This is a genomic window from Pseudothauera nasutitermitis, from assembly GCF_004801295.1.
GTDB lineage: Bacteria > Pseudomonadota > Gammaproteobacteria > Burkholderiales > Rhodocyclaceae > Pseudothauera > Pseudothauera nasutitermitis.
This window is the reverse complement of the sequence record NZ_SSOC01000006.1, coordinates 307,149-323,456: the sequence shown is the minus strand read 5'-3', so window position 1 is coordinate 323,456 and position 16,308 is coordinate 307,149. Positions and strand designations below refer to the sequence as shown.

18 protein-coding genes are annotated in these 16,308 nt (G+C 68.9%); 10 read left to right on the top strand and 8 right to left on the bottom strand.

Features of this window, described 5'->3' with window-relative positions; all coding sequences use genetic code 11:
* Positions 1-182: 182 nt before the first annotated feature.
* The 5 genes from E6C76_RS17485 (at position 183) to E6C76_RS17465 (ending at position 4,944) form a co-directional block, all read left to right on the top strand.
* Positions 183-713 carry a sigma-70 family RNA polymerase sigma factor gene (locus E6C76_RS17485; RefSeq protein WP_136349527.1) on the top strand — a complete coding sequence of 177 codons (531 nt, stop codon included), beginning with the start codon at positions 183-185 and terminating at the stop codon, positions 711-713.
* Positions 714-715: 2 nt separating this feature from the next.
* Positions 716-1,654: a FecR domain-containing protein gene (locus E6C76_RS17480; protein ID WP_136349526.1), complete on the top strand. Its 939-nt coding sequence runs from the start codon at positions 716-718 to the stop codon at positions 1,652-1,654.
* 75 nt (positions 1,655-1,729) lie between these two features.
* Positions 1,730-1,984, top strand: a complete 255-nt coding sequence (locus E6C76_RS17475) for a DUF6364 family protein (RefSeq protein WP_211090265.1) — start codon at positions 1,730-1,732, stop codon at positions 1,982-1,984.
* The gene (locus E6C76_RS17470; RefSeq protein WP_136349525.1) at positions 1,981-2,409 is read left to right on the top strand and encodes a PIN domain-containing protein; all 429 of its coding nucleotides are present in this window, start codon (positions 1,981-1,983) and stop codon (positions 2,407-2,409) included. Before E6C76_RS17475 ends, E6C76_RS17470 begins: the two co-directional genes overlap by 4 nt.
* Positions 2,410-2,529: 120 nt before the next feature.
* On the top strand, positions 2,530-4,944 hold the full coding sequence (locus tag E6C76_RS17465) for a TonB-dependent siderophore receptor (RefSeq protein WP_136349524.1): 2,415 nt from the start codon (positions 2,530-2,532) through the stop codon (positions 4,942-4,944).
* Between the two features lie 113 nt (positions 4,945-5,057).
* Here the strand turns inward: E6C76_RS17465 and E6C76_RS22650 are convergent, their stop codons facing one another.
* The 4 genes from E6C76_RS22650 to E6C76_RS17450 form a co-directional block, all read right to left on the bottom strand.
* Positions 5,058-5,189 carry a hypothetical protein gene (locus E6C76_RS22650; protein ID WP_408003495.1) on the bottom strand — a complete coding sequence of 44 codons (132 nt, stop codon included), beginning with the start codon at positions 5,187-5,189 and terminating at the stop codon, positions 5,058-5,060.
* Positions 5,190-5,336: 147 nt separating this feature from the next.
* The gene (gene cycA, locus E6C76_RS17460) at positions 5,337-6,731 is read right to left on the bottom strand and encodes a D-serine/D-alanine/glycine transporter (protein WP_136349523.1); all 1,395 of its coding nucleotides are present in this window, start codon (positions 6,729-6,731) and stop codon (positions 5,337-5,339) included.
* Between the two features lie 141 nt (positions 6,732-6,872).
* Positions 6,873-8,261 (bottom strand): ATP-binding protein, encoded by a 1,389-nt coding sequence (locus tag E6C76_RS17455; protein WP_136349522.1) that lies wholly within the window; start codon positions 8,259-8,261, stop codon positions 6,873-6,875.
* The gene (locus E6C76_RS17450) at positions 8,258-8,941 is read right to left on the bottom strand and encodes a response regulator transcription factor (RefSeq protein WP_136349521.1); all 684 of its coding nucleotides are present in this window, start codon (positions 8,939-8,941) and stop codon (positions 8,258-8,260) included. The genes E6C76_RS17455 and E6C76_RS17450 overlap by 4 nt, the downstream gene beginning before the upstream one ends.
* A 100-nt stretch (positions 8,942-9,041) precedes the next feature.
* On the opposite strand from E6C76_RS17450, the gene E6C76_RS17445 reads away from it, so the two are divergent.
* A complete protein-coding gene (locus E6C76_RS17445) occupies positions 9,042-11,099 on the top strand; it encodes an LTA synthase family protein (protein ID WP_136349520.1) in 2,058 nt (685 codons plus the stop codon).
* 54 nt (positions 11,100-11,153) lie between these two features.
* Here E6C76_RS17445 and E6C76_RS17440 read toward each other — a convergent pair whose 3' ends face one another.
* The gene (locus E6C76_RS17440) at positions 11,154-12,293 is read right to left on the bottom strand and encodes an ABC transporter substrate-binding protein (protein WP_136349519.1); all 1,140 of its coding nucleotides are present in this window, start codon (positions 12,291-12,293) and stop codon (positions 11,154-11,156) included.
* A 186-nt stretch (positions 12,294-12,479) separates the two neighbouring features.
* Here E6C76_RS17440 and E6C76_RS17435 point away from each other — a divergent pair, with 186 nt between their 5' ends.
* From E6C76_RS17435 to E6C76_RS17425, 3 genes are read left to right on the top strand one after another with little or no spacing between them, the layout of a single operon-like run.
* A complete protein-coding gene (locus E6C76_RS17435; RefSeq protein WP_136349518.1) occupies positions 12,480-12,983 on the top strand; it encodes a YbaK/EbsC family protein in 504 nt (167 codons plus the stop codon).
* Position 12,984: 1 nt separating this feature from the next.
* Complete coding sequence (locus E6C76_RS17430; protein ID WP_136349517.1) at positions 12,985-13,320, top strand: cupin domain-containing protein; 336 nt, start codon at positions 12,985-12,987, stop codon at positions 13,318-13,320.
* Positions 13,307-13,960 carry an AraC family transcriptional regulator gene (locus tag E6C76_RS17425; protein ID WP_136349516.1) on the top strand — a complete coding sequence of 218 codons (654 nt, stop codon included), beginning with the start codon at positions 13,307-13,309 and terminating at the stop codon, positions 13,958-13,960. The genes E6C76_RS17430 and E6C76_RS17425 overlap by 14 nt, the downstream gene beginning before the upstream one ends.
* Here E6C76_RS17425 and E6C76_RS17420 read toward each other — a convergent pair.
* Positions 13,951-14,337: a VOC family protein gene (locus E6C76_RS17420; protein WP_136349515.1), complete on the bottom strand. Its 387-nt coding sequence runs from the start codon at positions 14,335-14,337 to the stop codon at positions 13,951-13,953. The two genes, E6C76_RS17425 and E6C76_RS17420, sit on opposite strands and share 10 nt — an antisense overlap.
* A gap of 198 nt (positions 14,338-14,535) precedes the next feature.
* Here E6C76_RS17420 and E6C76_RS17415 point away from each other — a divergent pair, with 198 nt between their 5' ends.
* Entirely contained in the window at positions 14,536-14,748 is a 213-nt protein-coding gene (locus E6C76_RS17415; RefSeq protein ID WP_136349514.1) for a DUF3079 domain-containing protein, read from the top strand.
* Positions 14,749-14,782: 34 nt separating this feature from the next.
* Here E6C76_RS17415 and E6C76_RS17410 read toward each other — a convergent pair whose 3' ends face one another.
* Both E6C76_RS17410 and E6C76_RS17405 read right to left on the bottom strand, forming a co-directional pair.
* Positions 14,783-15,895 (bottom strand): alkene reductase, encoded by a 1,113-nt coding sequence (locus E6C76_RS17410; protein WP_136349513.1) that lies wholly within the window; start codon positions 15,893-15,895, stop codon positions 14,783-14,785.
* 40 nt (positions 15,896-15,935) lie between these two features.
* On the bottom strand, positions 15,936-16,229 hold the full coding sequence (locus tag E6C76_RS17405) for an ArsR/SmtB family transcription factor (RefSeq protein ID WP_136349512.1): 294 nt from the start codon (positions 16,227-16,229) through the stop codon (positions 15,936-15,938).
* Between the last annotated feature and the right edge of the window lie 79 nt (positions 16,230-16,308).

Genomic DNA, 16,308 nt, shown 5'->3' with positions numbered 1-16,308 from the left:
GCAGCAGGACCATCAAGAATCCAGGGGCGGCGTCCCTTGACTCGGCGCGGTGTATGAACCGCGCAGCGCCATGCCGGCGATTGACGCGCCCACACAAAGCCTCAACAATGCGAACAATTCTCAACCTCTGACGCCAGCCAAGCCCACCCCCACGGGCCAGCCAGCGTGCCCGCACGCCGGAGATGCCCGTGCCCCCCACCCTGCCCACCGACACCGTTTCCGGTCTGTACCGCGAACACGGCACCTGGCTGCAAGGCTGGCTGCGGCGCAAGCTGGGCTGCGTCTGGGAAGCCGCCGACCTGACCCAGGACACCTTCGTGCGCGTGCTCGCCTCGCCCGCCGCGGGCAGGCAGCTGGAGGAACTGCGCGAGCCGCGCCATTTCCTCGTCACCGTGGCGCGCCGCGTGGTGGTCGACCACCTGCGCCGCCGCGCGCTGGAAAAGGCCTGGCTGGAAGAGATGGCGCGATGGCCGGAACCTGTCGCCCATTCGCCGGAAACCCGCGCACTGATCCTGGAAACCCTGTTCGAGATCGACGCCATGCTCGACGGCCTCGGCGCCAGGCCGCGCCAGGCCTTCCTGCTGTCGCAGCTGGAAGGCCTGGGCTACGCGGAGATCGCCGGGCGGCTGGAAGTCAGCGTCAGCTCGGTCAAGAAGTACATGGCCCGCGCCACCGAGCACTGCCTGCTGCTGATGCTGGAAGCGCCGCGCTGACGATGAGCCGCGAAGCGATCAAGGCCGCCGCCGAATGGCACGCCCAACTGTGCGCCGACGACGCCGGCCCCGAGGACCGCGCCGCGCATGAGCGCTGGCTGCAGGCCCATGCCGACCACCGCTGGGCCTGGCAGCAGCTGCAGACCCTGCGCGGCAAGCTCGACGCCCTGCCCGGCCCCGCCGCCGCCAGCGCGCTGGCGCGCGCCAGCACCAGCCGCCACAGCCGCCGCAGCGCGCTCAAGGGCGTGGCGCTGCTGATCGCCGCCGGCGGCGCCGGCTGGCTCGGCGTGCGCGAGTACCCCGCACTCGCCGCCGGCCACCGCACGGCGCTCGGCGAACGCCGCAGCGTCACGCTGGCCGACGGTGGCACGTTGATCCTCAATACCGGCACCCGCGTGGACGTGCGCTACGACGCCCGGCAGCGCCTGATCCAGCTGCACGCAGGCGAAATCCTCGTGCAATCCGCGCCCGACGCCGCCAGGCGCCCCCTGCGCGTGCAGACCCGCGACGGCCTCGTCGAAGCCCTGGGCACCCGCTTCATCGTCCGCCAGTTGCCCGAATCCACCCGCGTCGGCGTCGAACAGCACGCCGTGCTCCTGCAGCCGACCGGCGCCCCGGCCATCCGCCAGCGGCTCGAAGCCGGAGAACAGGCCGAATTCACTGCCGCCGCCGTCCTGCCCCTGGCCGCGCCGGCCAGCGAACCGGGCGGCTGGGTCAACGGCATGCTGGTGGTCGCCGACATGCCGCTCGGCGAATTCGCCGCCGAGCTCGCCCGCTACCGCCCCGGCCACCTCGGCTGCGCACCGGAAGTCGCCCACCTGCGCCTGTCCGGCGCCTTCCCCATCGACGACACCGAACGCGCCCTGCATGCCGTCGCCCAGGCCCTGCCCGTGCGCATCCGGCACTTCACCCGCTACTGGACGCGGATCGAGGGGGTGTAAACCCTCCGGATGCGCCAGTGCAAGCGCAGACGCAGTGACGTACAATTTGCAGAACATGTACGTCAAGCGAGGTTCATGATGCAGACCAAACTCACCCTGCGGCTGGATGCGCACCTGATCGAGCAGGCCAAGGAACAGGCACGCCTCAGCGGCAAGTCGCTCTCGCAACTGGTTGCGGACTACTTCGTGCAGCTCGGCGAGGCGCCGCTCCAGCAACCGCTGCCGCCGGTCATCCGCGCACTCAAGGGCGCCCTGAAAGGCAGCGCCGGCCGGCAGGACATGCCCGATGAGCAGGACTACCGCCGCCATCTGGAAGACAAGCACCGATGAACGTCCTTTTCGACACCAACGTCGTACTCGACGTCCTGCTGGATCGGGAGCCTCACGTCCACGCCAGCGCTCAGGCGCTGGCACTGGTCGAGCGCGGCGAGATCGGCGGCAGCCTGTGCGCCACCACGGTCACCACGCTGTTCTACCTGTGTGACCGTACCCTGGACCGTCGCCAGGCGCACATCCACATCGCAACCCTGCTCAAGCTGTTCGACATTGCTCAGGTCAATCGCATGGTGCTGGCCAATGCGCTGGACACGGCCTTCGCCGACTTCGAAGATGCCGTCCTGCACGAAGCCGCCCGCCATGCGGAATGCCAATGCATCGTCACGCGCAACGTGCGCGACTTCGCAGCGGCAAGCATGCCGGTTTATACGCCGACCGAATTTCTGCTGGTCTGGCAAAAGGCACAAGGTCGGCATTAGGGCTTGCGGATGGCAAGTCCGGATCACGTGCCGAAAAAATTCCGCCGGGCATTGTCCTTTTTGAAATCTCGTTCGACCCCCAGAGGAAATCCCTCGCTTCGAACGACGAAAGGAATGCCCATGCGACACCCGAGCCGTCCGCCGTGCCACCACGGCCAGTCCCTCAACCCGATCCTCGCCGCCCTGCGCCATGCCTGCCTCGGCCTCGCCCTGACCGCAGCGGCCATCCTGCCGGTCCTCGCCCACGCGCAAAACCCTGCGCCGCACAGCGCACAGCGCGTCTACGACATCCCCGCCGGCCCGCTCGGCACCGCGCTGAGCCGCTTCGCCGGGGCCGCCGGCGTCGTGCTGTCCTTCGACGCAGCCCTCACCGCCGGCCGGGAAAGCGGCGGCCTGCAGGGCAATTACAGCGTAGACGAAGGCTTTGCCCGGCTGCTGGAGGGCAGCGGGCTGGAAGCCCGCGTACAGGGCGATGGCAATTACCTGCTGCGGCGGCGCCCGGCAGCGCGCGAAGCCACGCTGGCAGTGATGACCGTCACCGCCAACCAGCTCGGTGAAATCACCGAAGGCAGCGGCAGCTACACGCCCGGCGCCATCGCCACCGCCACCCGGCTGGTGCTGACGCCGCGCGAGACGCCGCAGTCGATCAGCGTCATCACCCGGCAGGAAATGGACGATTTCAACCTGACCTCGATCGACAAGGTCATGGAGCACACGCCGGGCATCGGCATCATCACCATGGACAGCGAGCGCACGATGTACTACGCACGCGGTTTCGCCATCAACAATTTCCAGTACGACGGCATTCCGATGGAACGCTTCTCCGGCTACTCTGCCGGCAACACGCTCAGCGACATGGCGATCTACGACCGCGTGGAAGTGCTCAAGGGCGCCACCGGATTGCTGACCGGCAACGGCGACCCCGGCGCGACGATCAACCTGATCCGCAAGAAGCCGACCCGCGAATTCCAGGGCCATGCAAGCCTGGGGGCAGGTTCATGGCAGAACTACCGGACCGAACTCGATTTCAGCGGCCCGCTGAACGAAAGCGGCAGCCTGCGTGGCCGGGCGGTGGCTGCATATCAGGACAAACACTCCTACCAGGACCATTACCAGCGCAAGACTTCGGTGTTCTACGGCATTCTGGAGGCCGACCTGACGCCCAATACCCTGCTCACCGTGGGGGCCGACTATCAGGACAACGATCCCAAAGGCAGCACCTGGGGCGGGATTCCGGTCTACGACAGCAACGGCAACTTCAACAAGACATCGCGCTCCTTCAATCCCGCGGCCCGCTGGAGCAGTTGGGAGCAATACACCCGCACGGCCTTCGCGACGCTGGAGCACTATTTCGACAACGAATGGGTCGCCAAGCTACAGCTGAACCACCAGATCAACGGCTACGACAACCGGATGGGCTCGATCGGCAGCGGTTTCCCCAATCCGGCCACCGGTGCCGGCACCAGCCTCTGGCTGGGCAGCTACGTCGGCAAGACCGTCAGCAACGCCGCCGATCTTTACGCCAGCGGGCCGTTCAGTCTGTTCGGGCGCAAACACGAACTGGTGGTCGGCGGCAGTATCTCCAGGCGTGAATGGACCAACGAAGGGCAATGGGCCGGCGCCACCGCCATCGCGGATTTCTACGAGTGGAACGGCAGCCATCCGGAACCGAACTGGTCACGCGCCAAAGGCAAGGACGAAACCACGCGGGAACAGGGCTTCTACCTTGCCGCCCGCCTCAATCTGCGCGACGACCTCAAGCTGCTGGTCGGCAGCCGCGTCGCCGATTACGAGAAGGAAGACCTGAAGAAATCCGGCGTCGTCGTCCCCTACCTGGGTGCGGTCTATGACCTGAACAGGCAACTCTCGCTGTACGGCAGCTACACCAGCATTTTCAAGCCTCAATCCGCGCAGAACGAACAAGGCCGCACGCTCGACCCGCTAGAGGGCAACAACGCCGAGGTCGGTTTGAAAGGCGCGTTCTTCGGCGGACGCCTGAATGCCAGCGTGGCCTATTTCCATCTGGAGCAGGACAACTACGCGGAACGCACCGGCAACCTGACGCCGAGCGGCACGACCGCCTATCGTGCGGTGAGCGGGGTCAAGACCAAAGGCTTCGAACTGGAAGTTTCCGGGCAGTTGACGCCGGACTGGCAATTGCATGCCGGACTCAACCAGCAGAAGCCGCGCCTCAACGGGGAGCGCGTTTCCACCTTGGCCCCCGAGAAACAGTTCAGCCTGTACACCAGCTACAAACTGGGCGGCAAGCTCAAGGGCCTGACGCTGGGTGGCGGCGCACGCTGGCAGGATGACACCTGGACCATGGTCAACCACCCCACGCAGGGCAAGGCCAAACATATTGTCGAAGGGTACTGGCTGGTCGATGCGACGGCCCGCTACCAGATCAACCAACACCTGTCGGCCACCCTCGCGATCAACAACCTGCTGGACAAGAAGTACTACACCATCTTCGACAGCAACTACAGCTGGGGCGAACCGCGCAGCGCCAACCTCAGCCTGCGTTACGACTTCTGACGGCACACCAGAATCGAAACGCAACGGCCCCGGACGGAAAACCCGCCGGGGCCGTTTGTTGTGCTGTTTCCCGCGGGCAAGCGCAGGGCGTCGTGATTTCTCTCGACCGGCGCTCAGCTTTCGCCGAACACCTCGTCCAGCGTACGCGCGTCGAGGATGTTGTCGGCCCATTGCTCCAGTTCAGCCGAGGTGGCTTTCTGCAGGCGTTCGGTGGTCACTGCATCGAGTGGGCCGAAACGGCGGATGAGCTGGCGGGTCAGTCATGACTGGCGCCTCGGATCGCGGAAACGCCATCGTCATCAACAAAAATTCCATTGTCAATTAACGGCGACTTCCGCGCCGTTTTTCTCCCTCCCCTTGTGGGAAAGGCTACACCCGGAGAAAGGCGGCGCTCACGCCGCCTTGCGCCTGAACCGGTAGCCCACCGCCAACGCCGCGAACCACAGTGGGCTGACCAGGAGCGCCTGGCGGGTATCGGCTTCCAGCGACAGCAGCACCAGCACAAAAGCGAAAAAGAGCAGGCAGACCACGCACATGAACACCCCGCCCGGCATCTTGTAGGTGGAAGCCTGGTGCAGCGCGGCGCGCTTGCGGCGATAGGCGATGTAGGAGAGCAGGATCAGCGACCAGACGAACATGAACAGGATCGCCGACACGGTGGTGACCAGCGTGAAGGCTTCCACCAGATCAGGAACCGCCCACATCAGTACCACGCCGCCGAGCAGGCACAGGCAGGAGAACAGCAGGCCATTGGCCGGCACGCTGGCGCGCGACAGGCGCCCGAAGGCCGGCGGCGCGTCGCCCTTGAGGGACAGGCCGTAGAGCATGCGGCTGGTGGAAAACACCCCGCTGTTGGCCGACGAGGCCGCCGAGGTCAGCACCACGAAGTTGATCACCCCGGCAGCCGCGGGCAGGCCGGCGAGCACGAAGAGCTCGACGAACGGACTCTTGCCCGGCACCACCTCGCGCCACGGCGTCACCGCCATGATGGCGATCAGCGCCAGCACGTAGAACACGATGATGCGCACCGGAATCGAGTTGATCGCGCGCGGCAGCGTGCGCATCGGGTCGCGCGCCTCGGCCGCCGTGGTACCCACCAGTTCGATGCCCACGAAGGCGAACACGGCAATCTGGAAACCGGCGAAGAAACCCATCATGCCGTGCGGGAACATGCCCCGGTCGTTCCACAGGTTGCTCAGGCTGGCGGTGTGTCCGGCCGGCGACACGAAACTGCCGAACACCATGACCATGCCGGTGAGCACCAGGGCGACGATGGCGACGATCTTGATCATCGCGAACCAGAACTCCACCTCGCCGAACAGCCGCACGGTGAGCAGGTTGAGCGACAGCAGCAGACCCACGCAGGCCAGCGCCGGAATCCACTGCGGCAGGTCCGGAAACCAGAACTGGGTGTAGGCGGCAATGGCGATGACGTCGGCGATGCCGGTCACCACCCAGCAGAACCAGTAGGTCCAGCCGGTGAAGAAGCCCGCCCAGGGGCCGAGCAGGTCGTCGGAGAAATCGATGAAGGACTTGTAGGACAGATTGGAGAGCAGCAGCTCGCCCAGCGCGCGCATCACGAAGAACAGCATCACCCCGATGATGGTGTACACGAACACGATGGAGGGGCCAGCCAGGCTGATGGTCTTGCCTGAACCCATGAACAGGCCGGTGCCGATGGCTCCGCCGATGGCGATGAGCTGGATGTGGCGGTTGCTGAGATTTCGGCGCAGGTGTTCGTGGTCGTGCTCACCGGAGTGGCCGACGCTGGAGGGTTGCTGAGTCATGAGTGGGATCGCTTTCGCAGGATTGGCGCGCGATGCGCGCCGAGGGCCGGGTCGCGCAGGGAATGAACGCGCACCAAAAGTGGGCGAGCATATACGATCCACCCCCCGGAAGGAAAACGGTCGTGCGCGCCGCGCAGCCCGTCAGCGGCTCCCGGCAAGCGTTTCGGCGCGCGGCAGGCACACCCGCGCGGTCAACCCGCCACCCGGCGTCTCGACGAAATCCAGGGTTCCGCCGTGGCGTTCGGCCACCCTACGCACGATGGACAGGCCCAGCCCGCTCCCCGCCGCCGGGCCCGTGCGCAGGAAGCGCTCGGCAAGGCGCGTACGCAGTTCCGCCGAAACGCCGGGGCCATGATCGGCCACCCGCAATTCGACGCCGCCATCGGCCTCCAGCAGCGCCACTTCCACGTTCTGTCCGCGCGCCGCGTGGCGCACGGCATTGCCGACCAGATTGTGCACCAGCATGTCCAGCGCGCCGGGCTCCAGGCATGCCTGCCAATCCATTCTTTCGTCGGCCTCCAGCGCCAGATCGACCTGCGCGTCGAGCACCAGCGGCATCAATTCCGCCAGCACCCGGCGCGTTTCGGCGAGCAGATCGACCGGCTGGCGGGCCGCCCCGCCGCCGGCCGTCTCCAGACGGGCCAGGGTCAGCAACTGGGTGGCCAGACGGGTGATCCGGTCGACGCCGCCGCGCAGTTCGCGTAGCGCCTCCTCGCGTGTCTCGGCATCGGGCGCATCGAGCGCGTTCTGCGCATGCACGCGCAGCACCGCCAGCGGGGTGCGCAATTCGTGCGCGGCATCGGCCAGGAAGCGCTGTTCGCTTTCCAGCAGCCGGGCGACCTCGCCGAGCAGGCGGTTCAGCGCCTGCTGCATCGGCGCCAGTTCCTCGGGCAGCGGGCTGAGTTCCAGCGGCTGCAGGCTGGCCGGTTCGCGCGCGCGGATCAGCCGCGCCATACGGTCGAGCGGACGCAGCCCCCAGCCGATGGCAGACCAGATCAGCACGGCGAGCAGCGGTCCGCCGATCAGATCGGGAATCAGGGTCTGCCAGACGATGGCATTGATCAGCTCATCACGTGCCTCTTCCGGTTCTCCTACCAGCACCCGTAGATCCCGGACGCTGTCATACAACACATACACACGCCAAATGTGCTCGCCGACGTGCGCATCGACGAAACCGCGCCCGATGGCGCTCAGCGCGCGCTCGGGGGCGCCGGCGCTGCGCATCAGCAAGGTGTCCCCGCGCCAGACCTGAAAGCTCAACATGCTCTCGTAGCGGTGTCCGTCATCCGCGTCGTACTGATCGAGCGCCTCGGCGAAGGCGGCATCCAGGCGGGCGCGGCGCGCCTCGTCGAAATCCGGATCGGCACGCACCAGGCCGTGCAGCAGGCGCGCGCCCTGCACCAGACGGGCGTCGAACAGTTCCTTCACCTCATGCGTCGCATCGCGCGCGCTGACCACGAAGATCAGCAGGTTGCTGAACACGAACAACGCCAGCACCAGCACCAGCGTGCGGCGGCGGATCGAGATCACTGCGCGCCCTCGCCCGGCCCGGCTTCCTTGTCGATGGCGTAGCCGATGCCGCGCAGCGTGCGGATCAGTCCGGGGAACAGCTTGCGCCGCAAATGGTGGATGTGCACTTCCACGGCATTGCTCTCCAGTTCCTCGCCCCAGCCGTACACCAGCCCTTCGAGCTGCTCGCGGGTCAGCACACGGCCGGGCTGGGCGAGCAGTTCGTGCAGCAGGGCGAACTCGCGGCGCGACAGGCTCACCGGCTGTCCGTGCAGATGCACGCTCTGCGCGGCCGGGTCGAGGCGCACGCCGCGGTGCTCGATGAGTGGACGCGGACGCCCGTCGCGCCGGCGCAGCAGCGCGCGCAGGCGGGCCTTCAGTTCATCGACGTCGAAGGGTTTGATCAGGTAATCGTCCGCGCCGGCATCCAGCCCGGCAATGCGGTCGGCGGTGGCGTCGCGCGCGGTGAGCGCGAGCACCGGCATGGTGGAACCGGCGGCACGCAGGCGGCGCAGGACTTCCAGGCCATCCAGGCGCGGCAGGCCGAGATCGAGCACGGCCACATCGTACGGTTCGCCCCGCAGCGCGCCGAGCGCCGCCAGCCCGTCGTCCAGCCAGTCCACCGCGTAGCCCTCGGGGCGCAGCGCAGCGCGCACCCCGGCGGCCAGCGCGGCATCGTCTTCCACCAGCAGCACTCTCATGCCTGCGCGCAATGCTCCGTTACGTTTGCCGATCCCCGGGCTTAAGCCCGCCTTAAGTTTGCCATGCTCCACTGCGCGCGTCTCGTCACCAGGCTCCTCCATGCCGCCCGCAGTCATCGTCGCCGCACCCGCCCAGTCCTCCGCCCGACAAGATCCGCCGCCCTCCCTGCTCCAGCGCTTCTGGGCAGCACTGCGCCCATTCGGACCCTATGCGCCGCTGGTGGCGATGATGGTCGCCGGTCTGCTGGTGCTGAGCGCCTCGCGCATCGGCCTGATGCTGTGGCAGTGGGAACGCGTGGCGGCCACCGGCATCGCCGGACGCATGCTGCTGCAGGGCGTGCGTGTCGACCTGATCCAGGTGGGCTTGCTGGTCGTTCCGCCGCTGCTGCTCGCCCCCGTGCTGGCCACCGCGCCGGGCTGGCGGCTGTGGCGCCGGCTGACCTGGGCGTGGGCCATCTTCGGCCTGACCCTGCTGGTGTTCCTGGAACTGGCCACCCCGGGCTTCATCGGCGAATACGACACGCGCCCGAACCGCCTGTTCGTCGAATACCTGAAGTACCCCAACGAAGTGCTTTCCATGCTGTGGCTGGGCTTCCGCGTCCATCTGCTCGCCGGCCTGGTGTTCACCGCCGTGGCCGCGTGGGCCTTCACCTCGCTGATGCGCCCGTGGCTGGGCGAAGCGCGGCGCGGGCGCCACTGGCAGCTGTGGCTGTCCTGGCCCTTCGTGTTCCTGCTGGCGGCCTTCGCCATCCGCTCGACCACCGACCACCGCCCGGCCAACCCGGCGCTGTTCGCGCTGACCACCGACACCATGGTGAACAGCCTGATCCTCAATTCCACCTGGTCGGTCACCCACGCCATCTACAACCTCAAGCACGAGTCCGGCTCCAGCGAGATCTACGGCAGGATGGGCGAGGACGAAATCCTCGACACCGTGTTCGCCGCGCGCGGCCTGCAGCGCCCGCCCGCCGGCAGCCCCCTGCCGACGCTGACCCTGCTGGAACCCACCCGCCCGCGCGAACGCCCGCTCAATCTGGTGATCGTGCTGGAGGAGAGCCTGGGCGCGACCTTCGTCGAATCCCTGGGCGGCCTGCCGGTGACCCCGGAACTGGAAAAGCTTAAGGAACAGGGCTGGTGGTTCGAACAGCTGTACGCCACCGGCACGCGCTCGGTACGCGGCATCGAGGCGGTCACCGCCGGCTTTCTGCCCACGCCGGCGCAAAGCGTGGTCAAGCTCTCCCTGTCACAGGAAAACTTCTTCTCGCTGGCCGAGCCGCTGCGCCGCCGGGGCTACCTCACCGAGTTCATCTACGGCGGCGAGTCGCACTTCGACAACATGCGCAGCTTCTTCAAGGGCAACGGCTTCACCCGCATCGTCGACCAGAACGACTACCCGGCACCCAGGTTCAAGGGCAGCTGGGGCGTCTCCGACGAGGATCTGTTCGACCGCGCGCACGCGGAAATCAGCCGCCACCATGCCGAAGGCAAGCCGTTCTTCACGCTGGTGTTCACCTCGTCGAATCACGCGCCATTCGAGTTCCCCGACGGGCGCATCGAGCTGTACGACAGCGACAAGGCGACCGAGAACAACGCGGTGAAGTACGCCGACCATGCCCTCGGCCGCTTCTTCGAGAAGGCACGGCAAAGCGACTACTGGCGCGACACGCTGTTTCTCGTGGTGGCCGACCACGACATCCGCGTGCGCGGCGACACCGCCGTGCCCATCGAGCGCTTCCACATCCCCGGGCTGATCCTCGGCGCCGATATCGAAGCGCGCCGCCTGCGCACCGTGGCCAGTCAGGTCGACCTGCCGGTCACCCTGCTGTCGCTGATGGGCATCCGCACCGAGCACCCGATGATCGGCCGCGACCTGTCCGCCGAAGCGGCGGACGTGCCGGGGCGCGCGATGATGCAGTACGAGCAGAACTACGCCTGGATGGAGGGCGACCGCGTGGTGGTGCTGCGCCCGGACCAGCCGCCGCTGTTCGGCCGCTACGAGCGCAGCGGCAAGCGCCTGGTGACCGGCGATGCACCGCCGCCCGACGGCGAAGCCTTCGCACGCCGTGCGCTGGCCCACTCGCTGCTGCCGGCCTGGCTGTACCGCGAACGCCTGTACCGCCTGCCGGACGAGGCGGAAGCTTCCGCCGCCGCGCGCTGAAAGCGGCAGCGCTCCGGGTGGGTGCGAGCCCTGTGCCCAGAGCGCGGAGGGCGCTCAGGGCTCCAGGCGCCAGACCCCATCCACCGCGCGCACCATCACCTGCGCGCGCTGATCAAGGCCGCTGTGGTCGTTCGCGCTCAGCGTGAATACGCCATGCGCGCCGGCCGCCTCGCGCACGTTCTCCAGGGCTTCGCGCAAGGCAGAGCGGAATTCCGCGCCACCCGGTTCGGCCTGGCGCAAGGCCGCCGGCAGCGCCGCACGCAGCAACACCCCGGCATCCCAGACGTGTGCCGCGTGCGGCGGCGCCACGGCCGCGCCCTGCGCGGCCTCCCAGGCCCGCCGCCAAACCAGCGCGCCGGCCCGCGCCGGATGCCCGGCGGGCAGTTGCTCCGCCACCAGCGCCGGCCCGGCGGGCGCCAGCGCCCCCGCGCACGGCGCCCCGCACGTCTGGGGAAAATCCGCCTGGGCCACGCCGGGGGTGAAATAGAGCGCCCCGCCATAGCCGCCCGCGCGCAGGGCACGGGCAGGCAGCATGGCGGGCGAACCGGCGCCGGCGATCAGCACCGCGTCCGGCCCGGCCGTGCGCAGACGGCCGGCCTGCCGGTCCACCTCATCCGCCAGGCGCGCATAGCGCTCGTCGGCCACCACCCGCAGGCCGCGTGCCTCGGCGATGGCGCCGAAACGCGCCCGCCAGCCCTCGCCGTAGGCATCGGCGAAACCGATGAAGCCCACCGTGCGCACGCCCGCGTCAAGCATGTGGGCAACCAGCGCGGTGGCCATCTGCGCATCGTCCTGCACGGTGCGGAACACCCAGCGGCGGGTGCCATCCGGCGCCTCGGCGGCGGCCGGGGCGATCAGCGGCGTGGCACGCGCGGCGGCCTCGACGCTCATCGCCCGCGAGGCCGGCACGGTGGTCGAACCGATCACCACGTCGGCACGCTCGGCGCCCGCCAGACGGGCGAAGTTGGCCGTGGCGAGCAAGGGGTCCGCCGCATCGTCCAGCACCACGTAGCGCACCGCGCGACCGTCGATGGATCCGGGCAGCAGATCGATCACGGCACGCTGCGCCTGCCCCAGCGCCGCCGCCGGGCCGCTCGTCGACAGGCTGACGCCCACGGTGACCGGCGCTTCGGCGTGTACGCAGACGGCATGGAGCAGGACAATGCCGGCCAGCGCGGCGGTGACGGACTTCATGGCGGGGATTCTCCTCGGGTGGACGCAGGGGACGGACGGCGGGCCATTATCGGCATTGCCGGGCGCCGTGGGAATGCCGCGCGCCGGCGTCGCGGCCAACCCATGCCTTGACGCGACGCCGGGTTCTTCTAGACTGCCGGCTCCGGCCGCGGTACCGATGCCGACCGTCTCTCTCCAGGCCCCCTCATGAGCGCAGAAACCGCCACCCCGCCCGTCTCCGCCTCGCGCATCCGCGTGGAAAACGCCTTGCGCGCGCTGGGCATGCCCACCGACATCGTCGAATTCGCCATGCCCACGCGCAGCAGCGCGGAAGCCGCCGCGGCCATCGGCTGCGGGATCGAGCAGATCGCCAAGTCGGTGGTGTTTCGCGGCAAGGCCAGCGACGCCTGCATCGTGGTGATCGCCAGCGGCGCGGACCGCATCGACGAGAAGAGGCTGGCAGCCGAGCTGGGCGAGAAGGTCGGCCGTGCCGACGCGGATTTCGTCCGCCAGCGCACCGGCTTCGCCATCGGCGGCGTGGCCCCGGTCGGCCACGCGGGCGAAGTGACCGTACTGGTCGACCGCGCGCTGTGGGCGCTGGAGCCGATCTGGGCGGCGGCCGGCACGCCCAACGCGGTGTTCCGCCTGTCCGCCGACGACCTGCACCGCATTCCGGGCATCCGCGTGGTCGACGTGCGCCAGGCCGATTGAGATGAACGCCCCGCCGGCCTTCGGCAACCTGCTCGCCGCCCTGCCGCCGCCCGGCGACGAGGAAGCCTTCGAAACCCTGCTGGAAACCCCGCACTGCCGCATCGAGCGCATCGTTTCCCACTGCCACGCCAGCCCGCCGGGGTTCTGGTACGAACAGGCCGACGACGAATGGGTGATGCTGGCGCAGGGCAGCGCCCGGCTGGCCTTCGACGATGGCCGCGCGCTCGATCTTGCCCCCGGAGACTGGGTGCGCATCCCCGCCCGCCTGCGCCACCGCGTCGAGGCCACCGGCCCGGCCACGGTGTGGCTGGCGGTGCACTGCCATGCCCCATCCTGACGGCGTGCTGCTGCGCGCATGGGGAATGGAAGTCCGCGCGGCTTGCGTGGAGCCGGTGCTCCCCGATGGATGCCGCGACCTGATTCTGCGGGTGGATGCCGACGGCCGCCCGCATTGGTTCGTTTCCCCGCTCGCCGACGGCGTCATGCGGGTGTCCTGTGTGCGCGGCGAACGTTACGCCGGCTTCCGTCTTCATCCGGCCACACGCATCGACGAGCGGGCACTGCTGGATGCCGCGCGGCGCGCGGACGACGATGATCCGGCCACGGCGCTGCGCCTACTCGGCGAACATGCCCGCATCGACACGCGCGTCGCCGAGGCACTCGCCGCGCTCGCCGAGGCACGCGGCGTGGCCGCGGCCTGCGCCCGTCTGGGCGTTTCCGAGCGCACGCTGGAACGCCTGCTGCGCGGCCGCGCCGACGCGCGTACGCCGCGCTTCTGGCATGCCCTGGCCCGCGCCCGCCGCGCCGCCCGAGCGCTGGACACCACGGTGCCGCTGGCCGCGCTGGCGGCCGACCACGGCTATGCGGACCAGGCGCACCTGAGCCGCGAACTGCGCCGCTGGTTCGGCCGCCCGCCCGGGCGCCTGCGCGCCGATCCGGCGTTCGCCGCGCAGATCGCCGAGCCGGGTTACGCCTGAATCACCGGCGTGCATAACTCCACCAGATAACCCTGCGGGTCGGCCACATAGGCCACCGTCTGCCCCCAGGGCATCTCGCGGGCCTCCTGCTCCAGCGTCGCGCCGGCCGCCAGCGCACGCGCCAGGGCGCCATGCACGTCCGCCGTGGCAAAGGCGATCTCGAAGCCGGGGGCGTGCGGGTCGGGTGCGGCCGGGTGCTTGCCCAGTTCGCGCATCAGGCGGCGCGACGAAAAAGCCAGTGCCGTGGCGCCGCTGTCCAGCTCGCCGTAGTCGCCGCTCTCATGCAGGAAACGCCGGCGCAGGCCGAAGGCCTTCTCGTAGAACGCCAGTGCCTGGGCGACGTCGTCCACATACAGGATGGTATAAGCGAATTCCATGTTCGCCCTCCGGGCGTGTCGATCGTAGACTGCCATGCTCGCACGGCGCCCGGCGCGCGGTCTTGAACGAAGCCGACATGCGCCCGGCGCGTGCCCGCGCCCGAAGGCCACGCGCCCTCCCCTTGACCGGCATCAAGCCATTTCCGGCGCCGGGCGCTAGGCTGACGGAGTCCGCCGCCTTTCACCGTCTCCCGCGCCATGGCGAAGAAGTTCCCCCTCCGTCCGCGCCACCCCGAACGCATCTGCTGGGGTTGCGACAAGTATTGCCCGACCACCGACCTGGGTTGCGGCAACGGCTCGGAGCGCACCCCCCACCCCATCGAGATGCTCGGCGAGGACTGGTACGAATACGGCGACTGGGGGCTGGACGTGGCGGAAGAGGAAACCCCCGTTCCGCCCGCAACGCGCTGAGCGCCCGCGGGCGGAACGGCGTGGGGCACGACGCTCAGGCCAGCGCCGGATAGTCGGTGTAGCCGCGCTCGCCGCCACCATAGAAGGTGGTGTTGTCCCACGCATTGAGCGGCGCGTTCTCGCGCAGGCGGCGCACCAGATCCGGGTTGGAGATGAAGTCCTTGCCGAAGGCGACGATGTCCGCGCGTCCCTCGGCCACCGCGGCCAGCGCCAGTTCGCGGTCGTAGCCGTTGTTCACCATCCACGCGGCGCGGCCGCCGGCCGCAGTGTAGGCGGCGCGCAGCGCGGCGTAGTCGAACGGCCGCTCGCCCTGCTGGAAGTCGCGCGCGCCGCCGGTGGCGCCCTCGATGACGTGCACGTAGGCCAGCGGCCAGCGCGCCAGTTGCTCCACCACGTAGGTGAACAGCGGCTGCGGATCGGCATCGGCGGCGTCGTTGGCCGGCGTCACCGGCGAGATGCGGATGCCCACGCGCCCGGCGCCGATCTCGGCGGTCACCGCTTCCAGCACCTCCACCAGCAGGCGCGCACGGTTCTCGATGGAGCCGCCGTAGGCGTCGGTGCGCCGGTTGCTGCCGGAACGCAGGAACTGGTCGATCAGATAGCCGTTGGCGGCGTGCACCTCAATGCCGTCGAAGCCGGCCTCGCGCGCGGCGCGCGCGGCGCGCCGGTAGTCCTCGACGATGCCGGGAATCTCGCCGATCTCCAGCGCACGCGGCGTGGAGGTCGGCACGAAGGCGCCGCTGCCGTCCGGGTTCACCAGATAGGTCTTGGTGTTGGCGGTGATCGCCGACGGCGCCACCGGCGCACCGCCGCCCGGCTGCAGCGAAGTATGCGAAACCCGGCCGACGTGCCAGAGCTGGGTGACGATGCTGCCGCCGGCCGCATGCACGGCCTCGGTCACGCGCTTCCAGCCGGCGATCTGCTCGGGCGCGTAGAGGCCCGGCACGTCCGCATAGCCCTGACCCTGCTGGCTGATCGCCGTGGCCTCGGTGATCAGCAGGCCGGCGCTGGCACGCTGGGCGTAGTAGGTGGCGGTGATCGGCGCCGGCACGGCATCGGGCGCGCGGTTGCGGGTCAGCGGCGCCATGGCGATGCGGTTGGCCAGGCGCAGCTCGCCGGCGGTGAGCGGATCGAACAGGGAAGTCATGGGCAATGCTCCTGAGGGTGCGCGGTGGCCCGCGCGGGGTTCATAGCTCGCGGCCGATGCGTTCGAGGAATGCGGCGATGGCCTGCTCGTCGCGCTTGTAGAACACCCACTGGCCGATGCGCCGGGTGGTCACCAGCCCGGCGCGCTGCAACACCGCCAAGTGGGTCGACACGGTGGATTGCGACAGCCCGCAGCGCTCGAACTTGCCGGCGCACACCCCCACGTCGAAGGAGTGGGTCTGGTCGGCGAAGTGCTTTTCCGGCTCCTTCAGCCACTGCAGGATTTCGCGCCGCACCGGGTGGGCAAGCGCCTTGATGATTTCGTCGAGGTCCATGGGCATCGCCGCGTATCCGGGTCGTCGTCCGACGCGCGAACAACATCGAACGAAAACGATTTATACATCGATTTTCTTC